The sequence below is a fragment of the Pseudomonas sp. NPDC089408 genome (assembly GCF_044749445.1).
Taxonomy (GTDB): domain Bacteria; phylum Pseudomonadota; class Gammaproteobacteria; order Pseudomonadales; family Pseudomonadaceae; genus Aquipseudomonas.
On record NZ_JBIVHY010000013.1, the window covers coordinates 110,177 to 134,008 of the forward strand.

18 protein-coding genes and 1 tRNA gene are annotated in these 23,832 nt (G+C 61.5%); 3 read left to right on the forward strand and 16 right to left on the reverse strand.

The window, feature by feature from the left end; genetic code table 11:
* Positions 1–106 precede the first annotated feature (106 nt).
* Positions 107–916: a helix-turn-helix domain-containing protein gene (locus ACIP02_RS20050; RefSeq protein ID WP_400619636.1), complete on the reverse strand. Its 810-nt coding sequence runs from the start codon at positions 914–916 to the stop codon at positions 107–109.
* 178 nt (positions 917–1,094) lie between these two features.
* On the opposite strand from ACIP02_RS20050, the gene ACIP02_RS20055 reads away from it, so the two are divergent.
* Together ACIP02_RS20055 and ACIP02_RS20060 are read left to right on the forward strand one after the other, a co-directional pair.
* Positions 1,095–2,537, forward strand: coding sequence for an alanine/glycine:cation symporter family protein (locus ACIP02_RS20055; RefSeq protein ID WP_400619639.1), 1,443 nt, complete (start codon positions 1,095–1,097; stop codon positions 2,535–2,537).
* Positions 2,538–2,608: 71 nt separating this feature from the next.
* Complete coding sequence (locus tag ACIP02_RS20060) at positions 2,609–3,598, forward strand: asparaginase (protein ID WP_400619642.1); 990 nt, start codon at positions 2,609–2,611, stop codon at positions 3,596–3,598.
* 108 nt (positions 3,599–3,706) lie between these two features.
* Here ACIP02_RS20060 and ACIP02_RS20065 read toward each other — a convergent pair.
* The 11 genes from ACIP02_RS20065 to ACIP02_RS20115 form a co-directional block, all read right to left on the reverse strand.
* Positions 3,707–3,802: transfer RNA gene (locus ACIP02_RS20065), tRNA-Sec, on the reverse strand.
* Between the two features lie 6 nt (positions 3,803–3,808).
* On the reverse strand, positions 3,809–5,731 hold the full coding sequence (gene selB / locus ACIP02_RS20070) for a selenocysteine-specific translation elongation factor (protein ID WP_400619645.1): 1,923 nt from the start codon (positions 5,729–5,731) through the stop codon (positions 3,809–3,811).
* Positions 5,728–7,155 carry an L-seryl-tRNA(Sec) selenium transferase gene (selA, locus tag ACIP02_RS20075; protein WP_400619647.1) on the reverse strand — a complete coding sequence of 476 codons (1,428 nt, stop codon included), beginning with the start codon at positions 7,153–7,155 and terminating at the stop codon, positions 5,728–5,730. The genes selB and selA overlap by 4 nt, the downstream gene beginning before the upstream one ends.
* Positions 7,156–7,317: 162 nt before the next feature.
* Complete coding sequence (gene fdhE, locus ACIP02_RS20080; RefSeq protein ID WP_400619651.1) at positions 7,318–8,238, reverse strand: formate dehydrogenase accessory protein FdhE; 921 nt, start codon at positions 8,236–8,238, stop codon at positions 7,318–7,320.
* A gap of 4 nt (positions 8,239–8,242) precedes the next feature.
* Positions 8,243–8,899 (reverse strand): formate dehydrogenase subunit gamma, encoded by a 657-nt coding sequence (locus ACIP02_RS20085; protein WP_400619655.1) that lies wholly within the window; start codon positions 8,897–8,899, stop codon positions 8,243–8,245.
* Entirely contained in the window at positions 8,896–9,846 is a 951-nt protein-coding gene (gene fdxH / locus ACIP02_RS20090) for a formate dehydrogenase subunit beta (protein WP_400619658.1), read from the reverse strand. The genes ACIP02_RS20085 and fdxH overlap by 4 nt, the downstream gene beginning before the upstream one ends.
* A complete protein-coding gene (gene fdnG / locus ACIP02_RS20095; RefSeq protein ID WP_400619661.1) occupies positions 9,846–12,914 on the reverse strand; it encodes a formate dehydrogenase-N subunit alpha in 3,069 nt (1,022 codons plus the stop codon). Before fdnG ends, fdxH begins: the two co-directional genes overlap by 1 nt.
* Before the next feature lie 488 nt (positions 12,915–13,402).
* Positions 13,403–14,272, reverse strand: a complete 870-nt coding sequence (locus ACIP02_RS20100) for a DMT family transporter (protein WP_400619663.1) — start codon at positions 14,270–14,272, stop codon at positions 13,403–13,405.
* A gap of 222 nt (positions 14,273–14,494) precedes the next feature.
* Entirely contained in the window at positions 14,495–14,950 is a 456-nt protein-coding gene (locus ACIP02_RS20105; protein ID WP_400619668.1) for a hypothetical protein, read from the reverse strand.
* A 204-nt stretch (positions 14,951–15,154) separates the two neighbouring features.
* Entirely contained in the window at positions 15,155–15,706 is a 552-nt protein-coding gene (locus tag ACIP02_RS20110) for a single-stranded DNA-binding protein (RefSeq protein ID WP_400619671.1), read from the reverse strand.
* Between the two features lie 9 nt (positions 15,707–15,715).
* On the reverse strand, positions 15,716–17,110 hold the full coding sequence (locus tag ACIP02_RS20115; protein ID WP_400619674.1) for an MFS transporter: 1,395 nt from the start codon (positions 17,108–17,110) through the stop codon (positions 15,716–15,718).
* 129 nt (positions 17,111–17,239) lie between these two features.
* On the opposite strand from ACIP02_RS20115, the gene uvrA reads away from it, so the two are divergent.
* Entirely contained in the window at positions 17,240–20,074 is a 2,835-nt protein-coding gene (gene uvrA, locus ACIP02_RS20120) for an excinuclease ABC subunit UvrA (protein WP_400619677.1), read from the forward strand.
* Positions 20,075–20,146: 72 nt separating this feature from the next.
* Here uvrA and bfr read toward each other — a convergent pair whose 3' ends face one another.
* The 4 genes from bfr to ACIP02_RS20140 form a co-directional block, all read right to left on the reverse strand.
* Positions 20,147–20,611: a bacterioferritin gene (gene bfr, locus ACIP02_RS20125; protein WP_003255449.1), complete on the reverse strand. Its 465-nt coding sequence runs from the start codon at positions 20,609–20,611 to the stop codon at positions 20,147–20,149.
* Positions 20,612–20,774: 163 nt separating this feature from the next.
* Entirely contained in the window at positions 20,775–22,214 is a 1,440-nt protein-coding gene (locus tag ACIP02_RS20130) for a catalase (RefSeq protein ID WP_400619682.1), read from the reverse strand.
* Positions 22,215–22,386: 172 nt separating this feature from the next.
* On the reverse strand, positions 22,387–22,773 hold the full coding sequence (gene rplQ, locus ACIP02_RS20135; RefSeq protein WP_003255451.1) for a 50S ribosomal protein L17: 387 nt from the start codon (positions 22,771–22,773) through the stop codon (positions 22,387–22,389).
* 42 nt (positions 22,774–22,815) lie between these two features.
* Positions 22,816–23,817, reverse strand: coding sequence for a DNA-directed RNA polymerase subunit alpha (locus tag ACIP02_RS20140; protein ID WP_003255452.1), 1,002 nt, complete (start codon positions 23,815–23,817; stop codon positions 22,816–22,818).
* Between the last annotated feature and the right edge of the window lie 15 nt (positions 23,818–23,832).

Genomic DNA, 23,832 nt, shown 5'->3' on the forward strand with positions numbered 1-23,832 from the left:
AGCGGCCCCGGCAATTTGTGCATCCATGTTCAATCCTTGGGCAGCCCTTTCGCGACGCAAGGCCGCTCCTACAACAGGTACAGGGCCGATTCTTGGCAGAATGGTGCTATTCAATCTCGAACAAGCTGTTACGCAACGGCCCCACGCTCAGCCGCTCGCGTACATCATCATCTATACGCGGATCATCCGGGCGGTACAGTCTCACCTGCCGATAGGCATTGATGCGATTGATCTCTTCGCCCAGGTACTCCCACACCACCCGGGTGCAGGCCGGGTTGCGCCGGTCGCCGCTGGAAACACCGGCCTTCAGGCCGTTCAGGCGAGTGATGCGGCTTTTGAAACTGGGGATGAGGATGGTCTGGCTCATCTCGTTGAAGGTCAGCGACTCGTAGTCGATGAGGAATACCCGGTCCTGCAGCTGGAATGCCGCGCCCAGGTAGCGGCAGCGTACTTCGGCATGCTGGTCGGTGGCGCTGGAGCGCTCCTGACGTTCCTGGCGCTCGAACAGGAAGCGGCCGCGTTCTTCCCATAGATGCACCAGCGACACCAGGATCGTGCCCGGTACCGACATGCAGTTGGAGTACTCGAAGTAGTAACCGCAATAGCGCGACAGGTTGCCGGCATGCTCGTGCAGCGGGCGGAACAGTTCACTGATCGGGTCGCTGGGCTGCTCGGCCAGGGTCGACACGCGAGCACCAATCAGGCGGGCGAACTGATCGGCCGGCAGGCTCAGTTCGTAATCCTCGACGCCGAAGAAATCACCAATGCGCTTGAGGTTGAAAGCCGTCGGACGGCTCTGCCCGCTCAGGTACTTGTTGAACTGCGCGCGGTTGATCGACAGCTGGCGGCAAACTTCGGAAATAGAGCGGTAGTGGCTGCAGGCCAGTTTGAGATTGGTAGCGAAATGATCGCTCATGTGTGGAATCCAGGTGACGCGAATGACGCCATTGTAGCATCAAGTCGCATCAAGTCAGAGCAACCCGCGAAATTGTAACGACTCTTGTCATGGCCAACCATGCGCCCCAACGAATAGCGGTGCGCCTGCCGTCCGCTGGTCTTTCCACACGAAGAATAAGAATCGAGGTCATTTTCCAATGCTCGAAGTACTCAACGATTTCCTTTCGGGGAAACTTCTCATCGTGCTGATCGTAGGGCTGGGTAGCTATTTCACCATCCGCTCCCGTTTCGTCCAGTTCCGCCATTTCGGCCACATGTTCACTGTGTTCAAGGAATCGCTGCGTGGCCAGGCAGGCCAGCTGAGCTCCTTCCAGGCCCTGATGCTGAGCCTGGCCGGCCGCGTAGGCGCCGGTAACATCGCCGGTGTTGGCATTGCCGTGACCCTGGGTGGCCCAGGCGCGGTGTTCTGGATGTGGGTCACTGCCCTGGTCGGCATGGCCAGCAGTTTCTTCGAATGTACCCTGGCCCAGGTGTACAAGCGCGCTGACGGCGACGGCCTGTACCGCGGCGGCCCGGCGTACTACATCCTGCACGGCCTGAAGCTGAAGAGCATGGCCATCGTGTTCTCGATCCTGCTGCTGGTTACCTATGGTTTCGCCTTCATCGGCCTGCAGTCGTACACCGTGACGCACTCGCTGCAAAATGCCTTTGCCTTCGACCCAAGCCACACCGGCATCGTCCTGGCCGTGCTGCTGGCAATCACCTTCATCGGTGGCATCAAGCGCATCGCAGCGGTGTCCGACCTGCTGGTACCGGTCAAGACCCTGGCCTACATCGGCGTGACCCTGTACGTGATCGGCACCCAGATCGAACACGTACCCGCCATGCTGGAAACCATCTTCAAGAGCGCCTTCGGCCTCGACCCAGCCTTTGGCGGCCTGCTCGGCAGCGCCATCGTCATGGGCGTGAAGCGTGGTGTGTTCGCCAACGAAGCAGGCCTGGGCAGTGCACCGAACGTTGCCGCCGTGGCTGCAGTGAAGCACCCGGGCGCCCAGGGCGTGGTCCAGGCCTTCAGCGTGTTTCTCGACACCTTCGTGATCTGCACCTGCACCGCACTGCTGATCCTGCTGTCGGGCTTCTACACCCCGGGCTTCGAAGGTGACGGCATTGTCCTGACCCAGAACTCGCTGGCCGCCGTGGTCGGTGACTGGGGCCGTATATTCGTCAGCGTTGCACTGTCGCTGTTCGTCTTCACCTGCATCCTCTACAACTACTACCTGGGCGAAAACAGCCTGCAGTTCCTCAGCCGCAACCGCGTGGTACTGATGGCATTCCGTGGCCTGGTGCTGGCACTGGTGGTGTGGGGTTCGATGCAAGACCTGTCGACCGTGTTCGCCTTCGCCGACATCACCATGACCTGCCTGGCCTTCGTCAACTTGATCGCCCTGGCCCTGCTGTTCAAGGTCGGCCTGCGGGTGATGCGCGACTACGACAACCAGCGCAAGGCCGGTATCCAGCAACCGGTGTTCGATTCGACCCAGTTCGCCGACCTGGACCTGGACCGCAACGCCTGGCCTGCCAACCCGCAGGTGGAAACAGCCGCTGACAAAGCAGCTGGCCAAGCTCAGCCCCAGCGCTGATATCCTCCCCTGCCCAAGCCGCCCCGTCCGTGGGCGGCTTTTTTCTCCGCTCACCGCTACGGATGCTTTCCATGCGTGCAGTCAAGAATCTTCTCGTTCTCTATACCGGTGGCACCATCGGCATGCTCGAAACCCCGGAGGGCCTGGCGCCGGCCGGTGGTTTTGAAGCGCGGATGCGTGAACACTTCGCTCAACTGCCCGATGCACCCCAGGTGCACTGGACCCTGCAAGAGCTGAACCCGCTGCTGGACAGCGCCAACATGCAACAACACAACTGGCTGGCGATGCGCGATGCCATCGTCGCGGCGGTGGATGTGGCTGGCCATGATGGTGTGCTGGTATTGCACGGCACCGACAGCCTGGCCTACAGCGCTGCAGCATTGTCGTTCCTGCTGCTGGGCCTGCCGGTGCCGGTGCTGTTGACCGGTTCGATGCTGCCGGCCGGCGCTCCCGACAGCGACGCCTGGCCCAACCTGTATGGTGCGCTGCGCCAGTTTGAACAGGGTTTGGAGGACGGCGTGCAGCTGTACTTCCATGGGCAACTGCTGCATGGCTGCCGAGCGTCGAAGCTGCGTAGTGAGGCGTTCAATGCGTTTGCCGCACTGCCGCGCCATCGCGACGGGGAGCATGCCGAGGCAGTCCCTGTGGAGCTTGGCTACAAGCACCCGCGCCAGCCGGTCAACCTGGCGGTAGTGCCTGTTTTCCCCGGGCTGCAGGCCGGCCACTTGCAAGGCCTGCTCGACAGCGGCGTGCAAGGGTTGCTGCTGGAGTGCTATGGCAGTGGTACCGGGCCGTCGGATGACTTGGCGTTGCTGGAGGTGCTGCGTGCAGCGCGCCAGCGCGGTGTACTGCTGGCCGCGATCAGCCAGTGCCCTGAGGGGTCGGTGGTGTTCGATACCTATGCGGCGGGTAACCGACTGCGCGGGGCCGGGCTGGTCAGTGGGGGTGGCATGACCCGTGAGGCGGCGCTGGGCAAGATGGTTGCGTTGCTGGGGGCGGGGTTGGATGTGGATGCGGCAGAGCGGTGGTTTGCGCTGGATCTGTGTGGGGAGCGGGCTTAGGTTTCAGCCTGACAGGGGCTATTCGCGGGTAAACCCGCTCCTACACAGGGCATGCAATCGTTGTAGGAGCGGGTTTACCCGCGAAATGGCCCTGACAGGTAAAAATAATGGCGGAAGGCAGCGGGAGTCGAACCTGCCCGGGAACGGCTGCCGTCCCCAACCGGGTTTGAAGCCCGGCCGCGCCACCGGGCGCGATTGCCTTCCTTGTACTCAGTGCCTGGCCTGCTGCTGGGCCAGGGCGCTGTCGGCACGGATATGACGCTGATCGGCTACCCTGCGGGTCAGGCCGATGCGGTCGAAGTATTCCAGAATCTGCACACTGCGCTTGCGACCGATGCCCAACATATCGCGAAACGCGGCAACCTGCACTAACGGCGTCTCTTTTGTCTGCCCCAGCAACAGCTCTGCCATGCGCTGTAGGGTCGCCTCGGGGTAGAACAGGTCGCGCACCACTTGGTGCACCAGGCCCAACCGCGCCAGCTTGCGCAGCAAAAGGCGCACATCAGCTTCTGCACAGTTCTGCTCACTGGCCAACGTCCTGACCCAGGGCGGATCGTATTGGCCTGCCAGCAGCTTCGGCTGCAACCGCGCCCACAACGAGCTGTCAGCTTCACTCAACTGTACCTTGTGATCGGGCATGTGCAACCAGGGTCCGCTGCTGGCAATCGCCCCTTCATCAAGCAGCTCGTCCAGCAGGCTGACAAATGCTGGCCGCTCCAACGGCAAGGCCGCAAAGCGACGAAGGCGGTCACGGTCCGGCCCAAGCTGATCGGGCTCCTGTTGGTGAAACCGCGCCAATTGCTCCAGCACCTGCTGCTTCAGTGCTTGCCACTGGGTGTTGGCAAACAGCAGCTGGCCCTGTCGCGTGGCCACCACCCGCACATCTTCCGGTAATTGCCAGGTTTCCCGCCGGCGGTTGAACTGCCGCTCGAGGCGCTGCGGGTCAAGACCACCGGGGGCACTGTCAAGCAGTGCCGGCAGGGCCTGCTCCAGCCCCTCGGCATCGCGCAGCACCTGCAACTGGCGCAGGCGCTCATCGCTGCGGCGTTGTCGACTCGGCGCGAACGGGTCGAGCACCTTGCCGCCGCCGAGGGTGCGCTGGGCACGCTGGTCCCTCAGCACCAGACGATCGCCATGTACCGCCTGCAACGGTGCGTTGAGCAGCAGCTGGGCAAACATGCGCTGGCCGGCGGCCAGGGTTTCGCCCTCGAGCAAGGCCACCCGAGCCGTCACGTCCTGGGTACCGAGGTGCACATGAACAGCACTGAAATGTTCAAAAATGCGGGTTTCCCCGGGTAACAGACAAAGTTCGATGTCCACCCGCACGCTGGGTGCATGCAGCCATTCGGGCACCAGCCAGTCGCCGCGGTGCACATGCTCCACCGCCAAGCGTTCGGCGGCGATGTTCAGCGCCACTCGCTGGCCCGCCTCGGCCACCAATGCAACCTGGTTCTGCGCGTGCAGGCCACGTACTCGCACCGGCTTGCCGGCCTTGCCCAGCAGCAACGTGTCGCCAGCGCTGATGCGCCCGGCCAGCGCTGTGCCAGTCACTACCACCCCGGCGCCGGTCACGGCGAAGGCGCGATCGACCGCCAGGCGAAAGCCACCGCGCACGCTGCGCTGACGCACCCGCACCTCGGCTTCCAGCAAGGCCCGGCGCAACACCTCGATACCTTGCCCGTTGATGCTCGACACGGGGAATTGCCGTGCCTTGGCATAAGGCCCATCAGCCAGCAATTCCCTGACCTGCGCCTGCACCTCTTCCCGTCGCGCGGGCTCGACCCTGTCGCATTTGCTGATTACCACCAGCGCCTGGGGAATACCCAGCAGTTCGATGATCGCCAGGTGCTCGCGGGTCTGAGGCATTACTCCGTCGTCGGCGGCCACCACCAGCAGCACTAGGTCGATGCCATGGGCGCCGGCCAGCATGTTGTGGATAAAGCGCTCGTGGCCCGGCACATCGATGAAGCCCGTCAGTGCTGCGCCTTCTGCCAGCGCGGCATAGCGGTAGCCCAGGTCGATGGTCATGCCACGCTCGCGCTCTTCCTGGCGATGGTCACCGGCCTGGCCGGTCAGCGCCTGCAGCAATGCCGTCTTGCCGTGGTCGATGTGGCCGGCGGTACCCACAATCATTGCACCGGCCCCAGTTGCAGGCTGGGCAACTGCGCCAGCCACTGGGCTTCGTCATCCAGCTGGCGCAGGTCCAGCCACAGAGCGTCGTCGTCGATACGGCCAAGCACCGGCACCGGTAAATAGCGCAAGGCCCGCTCAAGCACATGCAGGCTGCGCCCGCGCAGTTTCTTCGACACCTGCGGGCGCAGGCACAGCGCCGCGCTCGGCAAGCGTGCCACCGGCTGACTGCCACTGCCGATCATGCCCAACGCCGGTTCTACGCTGACTGCCCATTGCTCGCCGAGGTGGGCCTTGAGCTCGAGCATCAGGCGCTCGGCCTGGGCCTGGATCTCGGCCTGGCTGCGGGTCAGCAGTCGCAGGCTGGGCAGGCGTTCGGCCAGGCGGTCGGGATTGCGGTACAGCGCCAGCACCGCTTCCAGTGCGGCGAGGGTGATCTTATCGACGCGCAGTGCGCGCTTGAGCGGGTTCTTCTTGATTTTGGCGATCAGTTCCTTGCGACCGACGATGATTCCGGCTTGCGGCCCGCCCAGCAGTTTGTCGCCACTGAAGGTGACGATATCGGCACCCTCGGCCAGGGCCTGGCGCACCGTCGGCTCCGCAGGCAGGCCCCAGCGGGTGAGGTCGAGCAGGCTACCGCTGCCAAGGTCTTCGAGCAGCGGCAAGTCATGCTGGTGGGCGATGCGCGCCAGCTCGGCAGTGGGCACCTGGTGGGTGAAACCCTGGATACTGTAGTTGCTGCAATGTACGCGCATCAGCAGGCCGGTGCGTGGGCCTATGGCGGCTTCGTAGTCGCGGGCATGGGTACGGTTGGTGGTACCGATTTCGTGCAGTTTGACGCCAGCACGGGCCATGATGTCGGGAATGCGGAAGGCCCCGCCGATCTCGATCAGCTCGCCGCGCGAGATGATGCCCTCTTTGCGTGCGCCCAGGCTGTTCAGCGCCAGCAGCACGGCGGCGGCATTGTTGTTGACCACGGTGACGGCTTCGGCGCCGGTCAGCTCGCGAATCAAGCCTTCAATCAGGTCGTCGCGGTCGCCGCGCTTGCCGGTGGCCAGGTCGAATTCCAGGTTGAGCGGGTAGCGGGCGGCGGTCTGCATGGCCTCGATGGCCTCTTCGGGCAACAGGGCACGGCCGAGGTTGGTGTGCAGCACGGTGCCGGTGAGGTTGAAGACACGGCGGACCTGGCTGCGTTGCTGGATGGCGAGGCGTTCGCCGGTACGGCCCAGCAGGACTTCAGTGGCCAGTTCGGCGGCGCCGAGCTGGCCATTGCGTGCGGGGTCGCGCAGGTCGTCGAGCAGTTGGCGCAGGGTCGCCAGGACGGCGTCGCGACCGTGGCGGTCGATCAGTGGCAGGCAGGCCGGGTGGCGCAGGAGGGTATCGATGGACGGCAGGCGTGGGGTGTCGCTGGCGAGGCTGTTGGACATGCGGTACTACCTTGGACTGATCCGTTGTCTGTGCTGGCCCTTTCGCGGGTGAACCCGCTCCTACAGCGTTCTCTACAACTCTCGAGACCTGCGCAATTCCTTGTAGGAGCGGGTTTACCCGCGAAGAAGGCAACTCGGTATTTCAGTGTAGACACTCACCCACTAACCGGGCGCAAGCATCAGATTGGGTGCCAGGCGATGAAAGCCCTCCTCGTCCAGACGCATATCCAGCGCCAGGCTCGCCAGATCGTCGGCCAATGGCTCGGCCGCCGCATCGTTCTCCAGGTAATTCTGCTTCAAGTAACTCACGCACCCCGGGCAACACTCGGCGCGCAGCGGCGCCTTGCCCGACGCATGGCGATCATCTTCCAGGCTGGTGTAGCGCAAATCCTTGCTCGACTCGCAATACACGCACTTGACCCGCACCACATGCCATTCGCAGGCGCACAGCGAACAGGCCAGGTAACGCAGGCCGTTATGCTTGCCACGGTTACGCACCACCCCCGCCATCGCCGGCGAACCGCAGGCCGGGCACTGGGCCAGGCTGCCGGCGGGCTTGAGCTCAGCGGTTGGCAACGTCAGCAGCCAGCTCGACCACGCGGCCTGCAAGGCCGCGCCAATGAACGGCACCAGCGCCGCCGGCACCGCATCGTATTGCCCGGCGAGCAAGGCGATACCCCAGCCCTTGCGCTGACGATCGTCGCTGTCGCGCAGGGCCTGTAACGCCTCGCCCAGGGCGCCACTGGCCTCGCTGTCGAAGTGCGAGAGCAAGGCCTGCAACCAGTCCAGCCACGGCCCTTCACGCACCAGGCTGTCAGCTGCCAAGGGTGGCAGGCCATGACTTATGCACAGGCGTTGACGTTCTTCGGCCACTGGCAATCCGCCGGGCGGGTTATCCACAAGCTGCTGCTGGACGCGGCACAGCTGCGCGATAAACCGCAGGTAATCAACCAGCGCGTTGCCCTCGGCCAGGTGCTCCAGGCGCGCGGCGCGCAGTGCAAACAGGTCGGCCGGGGGCAGGTGCAGAAACGGCGGCATCACCGCCGACGCTTCGATCTGCCCGGGTTCGAGTATCGTGCTCAAGCGCTTATCCTTCTTTTCGTCCGTGATTGCCCGGCGTCTTGTCGCCGGTTACCTCGCGGTACCACAACGCATGGTGCTTGCGTGCCCAGGCGCGGCTTACCCAGCCATGCAGCATGGCGCCGATCGAACCCTTGATCCAGATACCGGCATAGATGTGCACGATGATGCTGAGGATCAGCACGAACGCCGCCAGGGCATGGGCCAGCGCCGACAGGCGAATGACCTCGATGCCGAACAGGTGGCTGAAATACGCCCGCCAGATGACCACGCCGCTAAGCAGCAGCACCAGCATACATGCCAGCAAGGTCCAGAACAGTAGCTTCTGCCCGGCATTGTACTTGCCGACCGGCGGCACGCCCTCCTCCTTGTTCAGCATCACCCGGTCCACGCGACGCAGCCACAGGCGGTCGTTGGCAGTGATGAAGTTGGCCCGCCAGAACCGCAGCACCAGGCCAAGGAAGAACACGAACATTGCCACGCCCAGGAACGGGTGCAAGATACGCGTCCATGGTCCGCCACCGAACAGGTGGCTCAGCCAGAACAGCGCCGGGTGGAACAGCGCCAGCCCGGAAAGCCCTGCCGTAATGAACAGGATCGCGACGATCCAGTGGTTGGTGCGCTCGTTGGCGTTGTAGCGCAGGATGGGCTTGTTGTCGTTCATGGCCGCTGCTCCCCTTGCCCACCGGGCTTGCTCGGATCATAGACATGCACCGCAGGGTCCACCTGATGCACGCTTGGGTCTGGCGTGGCCGGGTGTTCTTCCTCCTCCACCCGCTGTGGCCCAATACGCACGTAGTGGAAGAACCCGGCCAGCACCGCGGCCCCCATCGCCAACAGCGCCAGCGGCTTGGTAAAGCCTTTCCACAGCCCCACCAGCGGGCTGATCACCGGCTGGTCCGGCAAGCCGGCATACAGCTTGGGCGTGTCGGCATGGTGCAGCACGTACATCACGTGGGTACCGCCGACGCCATCCGGGTCATACAACCCGGCCTTGTCGTAGCCGCGTGACTTCAGGTCGACGATGCGCTCGTCGGCATGCACCTTCATTTCGTCCTTGGTGCCGAACACGATTGCCCCGGTCGGGCAGGTCTTCACGCAGGCCGGTTCCAGGCCCACGGTCACCCGGTCGGAACACAGGGTGCACTTGTACGCCTTGTGGTCCTTTTGCGAGATGCGCGGGATGTTGAACGGGCAGCCGGTGATGCAGTAACCGCAACCGATGCAGTGGTCTTGGTTGAAGTCGACGATGCCATTGGCGTGTTTGATGATCGCCCCCGGGCTGGGGCAGGCCTTCAGGCAACCTGGCTCGGCGCAGTGCATGCAGCCATCCTTGCGGATCAGCCACTCCAGGTTGCCGTCGTCGCGCTCGTGCTCGGTAAAGCGCATCAGCGTCCAGGTCTCGGCCGTGAGGTCCTGGGGGTTGTCGTAGGTGCCGTGGTTGTGGCCGACCTCGTCACGCAGTTCGTTCCACTCCGAGCACGCCACCTGGCACGCCTTGCAACCGATGCACTTGGTGGTGTCGATCAGCTTGGCGACTTCCTGCTGCTGGCGTACCGAGGGCGGTACGGTGGTGGTGGCCGAGCGGGCGATTATGTCTTGGCTGGCCATCAGAGTTTCTCCACTTTGACGAGGAACGACTTGGACTCCGGCGTCTGAGTGTTGCCGTCACCGAGGAATGGCACCAGGGTGTTGGTCAGGTAGCCATGCCGGGTCGCGCCGGTGAAGCCCCAGTGCAGCGGGATGCCGATCTGGTGCACGGTCTGGTTGTTGACCTGCAGCGGGCGAATCCGCTTGGTCACCACCGCTACCGCGTCGATATGCCCGCGCTTGCTCGACACCCGCACCCGGTCACCGGCCTTGATGCCTTTTTCGTTGGCCAGCACCTCGCCGATCTCGACGAACTGCTCGGGCTGGGCAATGGCGTTGAGCCGGCAATGCTTGCTCCAGAAGTGGAAGTGTTCAGTCAGCCGGTAGGTAGTCGCCGCATACGGGAATTCGTCGTGCGTACCGAGGGTGCCCCACACCGAATCGAAGATGCGCCCGGCCGGGTTGCTGATGGCCTTCTTGTTCTGCGGGTGCAGCGGGTTGATGCCAATCGGCGTTTCGAACGGCTCGTAGTGCTCGGGGAATGGCCCTTCGGCCATCTTGTCGATAGCGAAGAAACGCGCTACACCTTCGGGGTTCATGATGAACGGGTTCATCCCCGCCTCAGGTGGCGAATCGACCTTGAAGTCAGGCACGTCGGTACCGGTCCAAGCCTTGCCGTTCCACCACACCAGGCGCTTTTTCTCCGGGTCCCACGGCTTGCCTTGCGGGTCACTGGAGGCACGGTTGTAAAGGATGCGCCGGTTGGCCGGCCAGGCCCAGGCCCAGTTCTGCACCTGGTGCATGCCGTACGGGTCACTGTTGTCGCGGCGGGCCATCTGGTTGCCCTGTTCGGTCCAGCAGCCGGCGAAGATCCAGCAGCCGGAGGCCGTGCTGCCGTCGTCCTTCAGCTGGCCGAAGCCCGACAATTGCTGACCCGCCTTGAGCATGGCGCCAGTGGGGTCGGTAAGGTCAGTCACGGCCCAACCGTTCATCTCTTTGGCCAATTCCTCCGGGGATGGCTCGTCAGGGATCTTGTACGGCCAGTTGATGTTCATGATCGCATCAGGGTAGGCACCACCCTCCGCCTGGTAGCGTTGGCGCAGGCGCAGGAACAGTTCGCTCATGATCTGCACGTCGGTACGGGTCTCGCCCGGGCCATCGGCCCCCTTCCAGTGCCACTGCAGCCAGCGGCTGCTGTTGACCAGCGAGCCGTCTTCCTCGGCGAAGCAGGTAGTGGGCAAGCGAATCACTTCGGTCTGGATGTTGGCCGTATCGACATCGTTGAACGGCCCGGCGTTGCGCCAGAACTCCGAGGTTTCGGTGGCCAGCGGGTCCATGATCACCAACCACTTGAGCTTGGCCAGCGCCGCTGTGACGCGGTTCTTGTCCGGCAGCGCGGCGATCGGGTTGAAGCCCTGGCACATGTAGCCGTTGACCTTGCCCTGGCCCATCATCTCGAACATGCGCAGCACGTCGTAGGCCGGTACATCGAGCTTGGGCAGCCAGTCGTAGCCCCAATTGTTTTCTGCCGTGGCGTTGGCGCCGTACCAGGCTTTCATCAGGCTGACGTGGAACTTGCCGTAGTTCTGCCAGTACGACAGCTGCCCCGGGCGCAGCGGCTTGGAAGCGCGCTTGTCGATGTACGCGGCATAGTCCTGCTCGGCATCGCCAGCCAGGGTCAGGTAACCCGGCAGCGAATTGGACAGCAGGCCGAGGTCGGTAAGGCCCTGGATATTGGAGTGCCCGCGCAAGGCGTTGACCCCGCCACCCGGCATGCCGACGTTACCCAGCAGCAGCTGGACCATGGCCGCACTGCGGATGATCTGCGCACCGATCGAGTGCTGCGTCCAGCCCAGCGCATAGAGAATCGTCATGGTCTTGCCCGGTACCGAGCAGGTGGCGATCTCTTCCCACACCTTCATCATCGCGTCCTGTGGCATACCACAGGTCATGCTCGCCAGTTCAGGGGTGTAGCGGCTGTAGTGCTGCTTCATCAGCTGGAACACGCAGCGCGGGTGCTGCAGGGTCGGGTCGACCTTGGCATAGCCGTCTTCACCCAGCTCGTAACCCCAGCCGGACTTATCGACATACACACGCTTGGCCTCGTCGTAGCCGCTGAACAGCCCGTCCTCGAAGCCATAGCTTTCTTTGACGATGAACGACACGTCGGTGTAGTTGCGCACGTACTCGTGCTGGATCTTGTCAGTGGTCAGCAGGTAATTGATCAGCCCGCCCATGAAGGCGATGTCGGTACCGGTCCGGATCGGCGCGTAGTAGTCCGCCACCGAAGCGGTACGGGTAAACCTTGGGTCGACCACGATCAGCCGCGCCTTGTTGTGCGCCTTGGCCTCGGTCACCCACTTGAAGCCGCACGGATGCGCTTCTGCTGCGTTGCCACCCATCACCAGGACCAGATTCGCGTTGGCGATATCGGACCAGTGGTTGGTCATGGCGCCACGGCCGTACGTCGGGGCAAGACTTGCCACCGTCGGGCCGTGTCAGACACGTGCCTGGTTATCGAACCCCAGCATGCCTGTTGCGCGGACGACCTTGTGGGTCAGGTAGCCTGCCTCGCTGGAGGCGGCGGAAGCAGCAAGAAAACCGGTGGTGAGCCAGCGGTTTACGGTTTGCCCCTGGGCGTTCTTCTCGATGAAGTTGGCGTCGCGGTCCTGTTTCATCAAGTCGGCGACACGGTCGAGCGCCTCGTCCCAGCTGACACGCACCCACTCCTTGCTGCCCGGCTTGCGTACCTCTGGGTACTGCAGGCGGCTCGGGCTGTGGATAAAGTCCAGCAGGCCGGCGCCTTTCGGGCAGAGGGTACCGCGGTTGACCGGGTGGTCGGCGTCCCCTTCGATATGGATGATGTTCTGTTTGACGTTCTTGCCCGCATCGCCCTGGCTATACAGGATCAGGCCGCAGCCGACCGAGCAGTAAGGGCAAGTGTTACGGGTCTCGATAGTATGCGCCAGCTTGAAGTGGCGCACCTGCTCGGCGAAGGCCGGCGTCGGGGCCATGCCCAACGCCGCCAGGCTCGAGCCTCCAAGGCCGACAGCGGCGACCTTGAAGAACTGCCGACGGTTCAGGTCCATCGTGCACTCCTGATCAGATGGTGGACGCACGGAACATGGCCGGCGCCTCTTGGTAGTCACGGTGGCGGCTTTTTGATGGCTGCCAATAGGTAAGACTAGTCAAGAATCGGGAAGGTGCGATGACATGGGTCAGTGGCAGGCGCTGTTGCTGGCGCTGCCGGTGCCCAGCACTGCGCGCAGGCCTGTGCCATGGCGTTATTCCTGTGGGAGCGGGTTCACCCGCGAAGAGGCCGCCACAGGCAGCCATGTTCAGAGTCCTGATCCAAGATCGCCGGGGCCGCTTTGCGGCCCATCGCAGGCAAGCCAGCTCACACAGATACCGCGCAGGCTCTGGGCTGACGCTATCCCTGTGGGAGCGGGCATGTCGTGGCGACGAACCGCGTCCATGGGATGCGCAGCAGCCCCTGTAGTTTTATCTGACTGGCATTCGGGCAAGCCTGCTTCCACAGAGCCCCGCCATGGCTCGCTACATCTGGACGGAATCAATGTCACTCAAGCAGATGCAGCAGAACAGCACCCGCCAAAACCAGGCTCACGCCCACTACCTGAAAACTGGATAACCGCTCTCGATAGAAGAAATAGCCAAGTATTGCAGCGATGCCGCCCGACAGTGTGCTGATCACCGTGACAATGGAAATCGAACCATTGAGTACCCCCCAGGAAAATGCAGTAAAACCACCCAGGTTAAACAAGCTGGCACAGCACAATGTTGCACAGGTTCGTGGCCCGATTGCCGACCACCCTCTCATCAGCCTGAGCGCTTCGGGCATCAGGAATATCACCCCTACTGCATACCCTAGCGCCAGCATGTTCACAGGGCCGAGCGACGGCAGCGCATACTTCCCTTGAAGCCAGAAACTGATGCCGTAGAGCGTCGCAGCCAACAAAGCGAAACCAATTGGCAAACGGCTCATTAAGCTGCCCTGCTCATCCGCCTTCTTACCGCTGCTGCTGGCCATCAAGACACCCAGGAAACAGGTCAGCAAGCCAAGGAACTGCCAAAGCGATAACTCATCACCGCCCAACCAGGCCAGCAGCGTAGTAATGACGCCATAAGATGTCACCAGCGGGGCCACGACCGCCGTTTTGCCGATAGCGAAGGCCTTGGAAAGTGACAGCGCCCCTAACACCGTGCAAAGCGCCCCAACCCCACCGAGCAGCAATGCGCTAACAGGTGCCGCCAGCATCTTTTCCAGTTGATTGGCCGACACGAAGATAATCAGCCCCATCAGCAGCAGACCCAGTATCTGTCCAAAAAAGACAGATCGTCGAATGCCCACCGCGCGGGCGTTCACACCCACCAAAAAATCCGTTGCGCCCCACAACACGGCAGCGACCAGACCCATTATGACGTCCATTTGCCCATCCCCTCTGCCTTTGGTGGAGCAGATAGTAAGCAGCGAAGGCGGCGATGGGGGGCTCTATCAATATTTTCAGATGCTTCCTACACAGGATGGCTATCCATAAAAGAACAAAGCAGTTGTCCTGGATTTCTGGTCGTGCTCGAAGCCTTACCTTTGTGATCAGAACATCCAGGAATGACTGGTCAAGCCTCGATTCGGTTCTTTTAACAACTGAATTTAGGGGATGGATATATTGAATGTGTCGCCTTCCAGATGGCGCAGCTGAGCTTCGCCACTGACATCTTTCCCGTCATGAGCGATAAGCGTGTAGCGCATCAACAGAAACACTTCACGGCTAACGGCCTTTTTTGCATAAAGGTGAGTCCCCAAAGCAAATAGGGCTCCACCCACGCTGAATATCGGACCTGGATACATCTCTATATATTGAAACAAGGTCGGCCCCGTGATTCTGTTATAGGTAATCGTCTCAGGGCCAAAAACCATCGTGCCGAACCCCAGCAGGGCAATCAAGCCACCTACCGCCATCACGAAGCCTCCGGAGTATCCTGCCCCTTCGGTGCAACCTTCGAGATATGCTGCATAGTCCTCACTGAATCCAGGGACCTGATAGGTACCTGCCAAATCCTTCAGCGTTATTTGTTTTTGAACTAATTCCTCATTGCCTGATTGCATGATCCACTCCTTTTAAAAGCGTCGATACTAAGCAATCGCGGCAATAAATAGTTGACGCAAGACCAACTTCAGAAATGCCCTACAGCCAAAAAAGACATTACGCGGAAATCATAAAAGCTCTGGCACCATTACCCTACGTAAAGCAAAAAAAAACCCAAGGCGGTTGCCCTGGGTTTCTGTTCCAGCTAGACGCCAAACGCTCAATCAGAACGGAATATCGTCATCAAAGCTGTCAAAGTCAGCTGCCGGCTGCGGTGCTGCCTGCTGTGGCGCCGGGCGCTGCTGTTGCTGTTGCGGGCGCGGGGCCTGCTGACGCGGCGGGGCCTGGTTGTACTGTTGTTGCTGGCCACCGCCCTGGTTGTAGTTGCCGCCACCCTGGTTGTACGGGTCACCGCCCTGCTGCTGGCCCTGCGGACGACCGCCGAGCAGCTGCATGGTGCCGTTGATGTCGACGATGATCTCGGTGGTGTAGCGCTTGATACCGTCTTTTTCCCACTCACGGGTCTGCAGCTTGCCTTCGATGTAGCACTGCGAACCTTTGCGCAGGTACTCGCCGGCGATTTCGGCAACTTTGCCGAACAGCGACACACGGTGCCACTCGGTACGCTCGACCTTTTGGCCCGACTGCTTGTCGGTCCACTGCTCGCTGGTAGCCAGGCTCAGGTTGGTCACGGCGTTACCGTTGGGCAGGTAGCGGACTTCGGGATCCTGGCCACAGGTGCCGACCAGAATGACTTTGTTAACCCCACGGGCCATAACGTTCTCCTAGGCTTCGCACGCCGAAGAGGCTGGATTCACCAGTCGCTCGAGGGTCGCACGGTCCAAAATTTTCGTATCCAGTTTGATATAGATGGCGGCCTCTTCTGCCACCACCACAGCGTCGGTCACACCCGGCACGGCCATCAGACGCTCGGTCAGGCCGGCTTCCCGGACTGCCTCAGGCGTCAGCGGCATGCGCAGGCTGGTCACATACGGCGGCTCGTTCATGCGCAAGGCGACGATCAGCCAGATGGCACACAGCACCGCACAACCGAGGAACACCGTGTCCAGCCCACCGTGCTGGAACAACCAGCCACCAAGCATCCCGCCCAGCGCTGCACCCAGGAACTGGCTGGTGGAATACACCCCCATTGCCGTCCCCTTGCCACCGGCAGGCGACACCTTGCTCACCAGCGAAGGCAGCGACGCCTCCAGCAGGTTGAATGCGGTAAAGAATACCACGGTGCCAATCACCAGTCCGCGCAAACCGTCAGCCCACTCCCAGAAGTATATCTCTGTCAGCAGCAGGACACTGACTGCGCCGGCCAACACACGTTTCATCTTGCGCTTTTTTTCGCCGTAGATGATGAACGGGACCATTGCAAAAAATGAGATGAACAACGCGGTCAGGTATACCCACCAGTGCTGTTCCTTCGGCAGGCCGCCGCGCTCGACGAAGGCCAGGGGCAGCGCAACGAAGCTGGCCATGAGAATGGCATGCAGGATGAAGATGCCCACGTCCAGGCGTAGAAGGTCCGGGTGGCGCAGGGTCGGGCCGATGGCCTTGCGTGCCACACCCGATTCGCGGTGCTGCAGGATGCTGTGGGTGTTGGGCACGACAAAGGCGATCAGCAGGATGCCGACCAGGGCAAGGCCTGCCGTGGCCAGGAACAATCCTGACAAGCCGAAGGCACTTGTCAGCAATGGCCCGACGACCATGGCCACAGCGAACGACAGGCCGATGCTCATGCCGATCATGGCCATGGCCTTGGTCCGGTGTTGTTCGCGGGTAAGGTCGGATAACAGCGCCATGACTGCGGCCGAAATGGCCCCCGCGCCCTGCAGGATTCGCCCGGCAATCACGCCCCAGATGGAGTCGGCCTGGGCCGCCAGCACACTGCCGAGGGCAAAGATCACCAGCCCCAGGTAAATGACCGGTCGGCGACCGATGCGGTCGGAAATCATCCCGAACGGTATCTGCAACACCGCCTGGGTCAGGCCATAGGCACCAATGGCCAGGCCGATCAGCGCAGGCGTGGCACCGGCGAGGTCCATGCCGTAGGTGGCCAGTACCGGCAAGACCATGAACATGCCCAGCATACGAAAGGCAAAGACCAGGGCCAGGCCGCCAGCAGCGCGGGTTTCGCCGCTGCTCATGCGCTCGTTGTGGGTGTCGTGCATGGAGTAACCTCGTGTGAACCGGCGGCGATTCTATCAGTCCGACAGCTTGACGGCATCTACGCGACGCTTTGCCGCGTACTGGCAGGGGGCCGTATAATTCTTTGTTTATGCCCGCCAAGCGAGGCCGCAGTGGACAAGATCCTGATTCGTGGGGCACGTACCCACAACCTGAAGAACATCGACCTGACTCTGCCCCGGGACAAGTTGATCGTGATCACCGGCCTGTCCGGTTCCGGCAAGTCGTCCCTGGCGTTCGATACCTTGTACGCCGAAGGCCAGCGCCGCTACGTCGAGTCGCTGTCGGCCTACGCCCGACAGTTCCTGTCGATGATGGAAAAGCCCGACGTGGACACCATCGAAGGCCTGTCGCCGGCAATCTCCATCGAACAGAAGTCGACGTCGCACAACCCGCGCTCCACGGTCGGCACCATCACCGAAATCTACGACTACCTGCGCCTGCTGTACGCCCGCGTCGGTACGCCTCGCTGCCCGGACCACGATATCCCGCTGGAGGCGCAAACGATCAGCCAGATGGTCGACCTGGTGCTGGAGCGCCCGGAAGGCAGCAAGCTGATGCTGCTGGCACCGGTGGTGCGCGAGCGCAAGGGTGAGCACCTGGCTGTGTTCGACGAACTGCGCGCCCAGGGCTTCGTGCGGGCCCGGGTCAATGGCAAGCTCTATGAGCTTGATGAACTGCCCAAGCTGGACAAGCAGAAAAAGCACAGCATCGATGTGGTGGTGGACCGCTTCAAGGTTCGCGCCGACCTGCAGCAGCGCCTGGCCGAATCGTTCGAGACTGCATTGAAGCTGGCCGATGGCATCGCCCTGGTGGCACCGATGGACGATGAACAAGGCGAAGAGATGATCTTCTCCGCTCGCTTCGCCTGCCCGGTGTGTGGCCATGCCATCAGCGAGCTGGAGCCGAAGCTGTTCTCCTTCAACAACCCGGCCGGCGCCTGCCCGACCTGCGATGGCCTGGGGGTGAAGCAGTTCTTCGACACCAAGCGCCTGGTCAATACCGAACTGACCCTGGCCGAAGGGGCGATCCGCGGTTGGGACCGGCGTAACGTGTACTACTTCCAGATGCTCGGCTCGCTGGCCACGCATTATGGCTTTAGCCTGGAAAAGCCGTTTGGCGAACTTTCAGCCGACCATCAGAAGGTGATCCTGCAAGGCAGTGGCAAGCAGAGTGTCGACTTCAAGTACCTCAATGACCGCGGCGATATCGTCAAGCGCTCGCACCCGTTCGAAGGCATCGTGCCGAACCTGGAACGCCGCTACCGCGAAACCGAGTCGGCCACCGTACGTGAAGAACTGGCAAAGTTCCTCGGCAACCAGCCCTGCCCGGACTGCCGCGGCACCCGTCTGCGCCGCGAGGCACGCCACGTGTGGGTAGGCGAAAAGACCCTCCCGGCAGTGACCAACATGCCGATTGGCGACGCCAGCAACTACTTCGGCGAGCTGACCCTGACCGGCCGCCGTGGCGAGATTGCAACGAAGATCCTCAAGGAAATCTGCGAACGCCTGCAGTTCCTGGTCAACGTCGGCCTCGACTACCTCACCCTGGACCGCAGCGCCGATACCTTGTCTGGTGGTGAAGCCCAGCGTATCCGCCTGGCCAGCCAGATCGGCGCCGGCCTGGTGGGGGTCATGTACATCCTTGATGAACCGTCCATCGGCCTTCATCAACGGGATAACGACCGCCTGCTGGCCACCCTCAACCACCTGCGTGACCTGGGCAACACGGTAATCGTGGTGGAGCACGACGAGGACGCCATTCGCCTGGCCGACTACGTGGTCGACATCGGCCCAGGTGCTGGTGTGCATGGCGGTCAGATCGTCGCTGAGGGCTCGCCACAGGAGGTCATGGACCACCCTGACTCGCTGACCGGCAAGTACCTGTCGGGGCGCAAGAAGATCGTCGTGCCGGCCAAGCGCACACCGCGCAACAAGAAGCTGCAACTCAAGCTCAAGGGCGCTCGGGGCAACAACCTGCAGAACGTTGACCTGGAGGTGCCGATCGGGCTGCTGACCTGCGTGACCGGGGTTTCCGGCTCGGGCAAGTCGACACTGATTAACAACACCCTGTACCCGCTCGCTGCTACGGCCCTGAATGGCGCAAGCAGCCTGGAAGCGGCACCCCATGCCAGCATGGACGGCCTGCAGCACCTGGACAAGGTGGTGGACATTGATCAGAGCCCGATCGGACGCACGCCACGCTCGAACCCGGCGACCTACACCGGTATTTTCACCCCGATCCGCGAGCTGTTCTCGGGCGTGCCGGAGTCGCGCTCGCGCGGTTATGGCCCGGGGCGTTTCTCGTTCAACGTCAAGGGCGGCCGTTGCGAGGCCTGCCAGGGCGACGGCCTGATCAAGGTGGAAATGCACTTCCTGCCGGACATCTACGTGCCGTGCGACGTCTGCAAGAGCAAGCGTTACAACCGCGAGACCCTTGAAATCAAATACAAGGGCAAGAACATCCACGAGGTGCTGGAAATGACCATCGAGGATGCCCGCGAGTTCTTCGACGCTGTGCCGGCGCTGGCGCGCAAGCTGCAAACCCTGATGGATGTAGGCCTGTCTTACATCAAGCTGGGGCAATCAGCGACCACGCTGTCCGGTGGTGAGGCGCAGCGGGTGAAGCTGTCGCGCGAGCTGTCCAAACGTGACACCGGCAAGACCCTGTACATCCTCGACGAGCCGACCACGGGCTTGCACTTTGCCGATATCCAGCAACTGCTGGATGTGCTGCATCGCCTGCGTGACCATGGCAATACCGTGGTGGTGATCGAGCACAACCTGGATGTGATCAAGACGGCCGACTGGCTGGTGGACCTGGGGCCTGAGGGTGGCTCCAAGGGTGGGCAGATCATTGCCTGCGGTACACCGGAAGAACTGAGCGAGATGAAGCAGTCGTATACCGGGCACTACCTGAAGCCGCTGCTGAAGCGGGATCGGGCCTGAGTGCTGGAGCGCAAATAAAAAAGCCCCTGTTACCGTTGGTGCCAGGGGCTTTTAATTGAATCTGTGGATAACTTACATCTGCGATTGCAGGTAGTTCTCCAGGCCAATGGCCTTGATCAGGCCCTGCTGCTTCTCCAGCCAGTAGGTGTGATCTTCTTCGGTATCGGCCAACTGCGCACGCAGGATGTCACGGCTGACGTAGTCCTTGTGCAGTTCGCACAACTCGATGCCTTTGCACAGCGCACCACGCACCTTGTACTCCAGCTTGAGGTCGGCCTCGATCATTTCCGGCACAGTGCTGCCGACTTCCAGGTCGTCTGCACGCATGTCAGGGGTACCTTCGAGCATGAGGATACGACGCATCAGGGCATCGGCGTGCTGCGTCTCTTCTTCCATCTCGTGGTTGATGCGCTCGTAGAGCTTGGACAGGCCCCAGTCTTCGTACATGCGCGAATGAATGAAGTACTGGTCGCGTGCCGCCAGTTCGCCCTTCAGCAGCGTGACGAGGTAGTTGATTACGTCCGGGTGGCCTTGCATCGCCCTGTTTCTCCGTGTGAAAACGTGTATGCCACATAGTGTGAACCAGCTTTTGCCCACGGTCACTGAAAAACGCGCAATTAGAAGCAAAAAATCGGTTAAACAGTAGTGATATTCATTGAAAAACCGCCCAAATGAGGGCGGTTCTTCTTATCACTTCGACTTAGGCGAGATTGATACCCAAGGCTTTGGCAATACCTTCGCCGTAGGCCGGGTCGGCCTTGTAGAAGTACTGCAACTGGCGCTGGATCACATCTTCGCTGACGCCCGCCATGGTACCGGCAATGTTGCCGATCAGCAGGGCCTTCTGTTCATCAGTCATCAGGCGGAACAGCGCGCCGGCATGGCTGAAGTAGTCGGTATCCTCGCGGTGGTCGTAGCGATCAGCCGAGCCATTCAGGGCCAGCGCTGGCTCAGCATGACGAGGCGACTGCTTGGGTGCATCGCTGAAGCTGTTTGGTTCGTAGTTCGGTGCACTGCCGTAGCTGCCGGCGGCCATCGAGCCGTCGCGCTGATAGCTGTTGACCGGGCAGCGCGGTGCGTTCACCGGCAGTTGCTGGTGATTGGTACCCACGCGGTAGCGATGCGCGTCAGCGTAGGCGAATACACGCCCTTGCAGCATGCGGTCTGGCGACAGGCCAACGCCAGGCACCATGTTGCTTGGCCCAAATGCGGCCTGCTCGACTTCGGCGAAGTAGTTGAGCGGGTTACGGTTGAGTTCCAGCACGCCCACTTCGATCAGTGGGTAATCCTTCTGCGACCAGGTCTTGGTGACGTCGAACGGGTTCTCGTCGCGGCTGGCCGCCTCGGCTTCGCTCATTACCTGAATGCATACGGTCCAACGCGGATAGTCACCACGCTCGATGGCCTCGAACAGGTCGCGCTGGGCGTAGTCCGGGTCAGTACCTGCCAGGCGCGCGGCATCCGCCGGAGCGAGGTTCTTGATGCCCTGCTGGGTCTTGAAATGCCACTTGACCCAGGTGCGCTCACCCTCGGCATTGATCAGGCTGTAGGTATGGCTGCCAAAGCCGTGCATGTGGCGATAGCCATCCGGAATGCCACGGTCGGAGAACAGGATGGTGACCTGGTGCAACGCCTCTGGCGAGTGCGACCAGAAATCCCACATCATTTGGGCATTCTTCAGGTTGGACTGCGGGTGGCGCTTCTGGGTGTGGATAAAGTCTGGGAACTTTAGCGGATCGCGAATGAAGAACACCGGTGTGTTGTTGCCGACGATGTCCCAGTTGCCTTCCTCGGTGTAGAACTTGACCGCGAAACCACGTGGATCGCGTTCAGTGTCCGCAGAGCCGCGCTCGCCACCGACGGTAGAGAAGCGCAAGAAAGTCTCGGTCTGCTTACCAATCTGTTCAAACAGCCTGGCACTGGTATAGCCAGTAATATCGCGGGTGACGGTGAAGGTGCCATAGGCGCCCGAACCTTTGGCGTGAACGCGACGCTCAGGGATGTTCTCGCGGTTGAAGTGAGCGAGCTTCTCGATCAGGTGGAAGTCGTCGAGCAGCAATGGGCCGCGTGGGCCGGCGGAACGGGAATTCTGGTTGTCGGCTACGGGTGCACCGCTGGCGGTGGTGAGAATCTTGCTCATGGGCTCTCCTTATCGGTCTTCAAGCGCCGGCTAATCGGCTATAGAGAGAGTATTGACGAGCGAGGTTACAGGAACAAATTCATTACATAACTTACATCAATAGAAATAAACAATACTTACAGGCACAAAAAACCGGGCACTAGGCCCGGTTCTTTGTAGCAGACAGAACGTCTTACTCAGCAGCTTCTACAGCACCGCCGACCGGACGATCAACCAGCTCGACATACGCCATAGGCGCGTTGTCGCCAGCGCGGAAACCGCACTTCAGGATGCGCAGGTAGCCGCCCTGACGGGTGGCGTAACGCTTGCCCAGGTCGTTGAACAGTTTGCCAACAGCGGACTTCGAACGGGTACGGTCGAAGGCCAGACGACGGTTAGCAACGCTGTCTTCCTTGGCCAGGGTGATCAGCGGCTCGGCAACGCGGCGCAGTTCCTTGGCTTTCGGCAGGGTGGTTTTGATCAGCTCGTGCTCGATCAACGACACTGCCATGTTCTGGAACATAGCCTTGCGGTGAGAGCTGGTACGGCTCAGGTGACGTCCACTTTTACGATGACGCATGATTCATTCCTTACCAAACACTACGTTCGGTGATTACGACGATCAGGCGGTCGCCTTGTCGTCTTTCTTAAGACTTGCAGGCGGCCAGTTGTCGAGGCGCATGCCGAGAGACAGACCACGAGAGGCCAGGACGTCCTTGATTTCAGTCAGGGACTTCTTGCCCAGGTTAGGAGTCTTCAACAGCTCTACTTCGGTACGCTGAATCAGGTCGCCGATGTAGTAGATGTTCTCCGCCTTGAGGCAGTTGGCCGAACGTACAGTCAGTTCCAGGTCGTCAACCGGACGCAGCAGGATCGGATCGATCTCGTCTTCCTGCTCGACTACGACAGGCTCGCTGTCACCTTTGAGGTCGACGAACGCGGCCAGCTGCTGTTGCAGGATGGTCGCAGCGCGGCGGATAGCCTCTTCAGGGTCCAGGGTGCCGTTGGTTTCCAGATCAATGACCAGCTTGTCCAGGTTGGTACGCTGTTCAACACGGGCGTTTTCGACCACATAGGCGATACGACGCACCGGGCTGAACGAAGCGTCCAACTGCAGACGGCCAATGCTACGGCTTTCGTCTTCGTCGGTTTGACGGGAGTCGGCCGGCTCGTAACCACGACCACGAGCTACAGTGAGCTTCATGTTCAGGGCGCCATTCGACGCCAGGTTCGCGATTACGTGATCGGGGTTGACGATCTCGACATCGTGATCCAGCTGAATATCGGCAGCGGTAACCACCCCCGAACCCTTTTTCGACAAGGTCAGCGTAACTTCGTCACGACCGTGCAGTTTGATAGCCAGGCCTTTCAGGTTCAACAGGATTTCAATTACGTCTTCCTGAACACCTTCGATCGCGGAGTACTCGTGGAGTACGCCATCGATCTCGGCCTCGACTACTGCACAGCCAGGCATAGAGGACAACAGGATGCGGCGCAGCGCGTTGCCCAGGGTGTGGCCAAAGCCACGCTCGAGAGGCTCGAGCGTGATCTTGGCGCGGGTCGGACTGACTACCTGCACATCAATATGGCGGGGAGTCAGGAACTCATTTACCGAAATCTGCATGGATGCACCTATTTT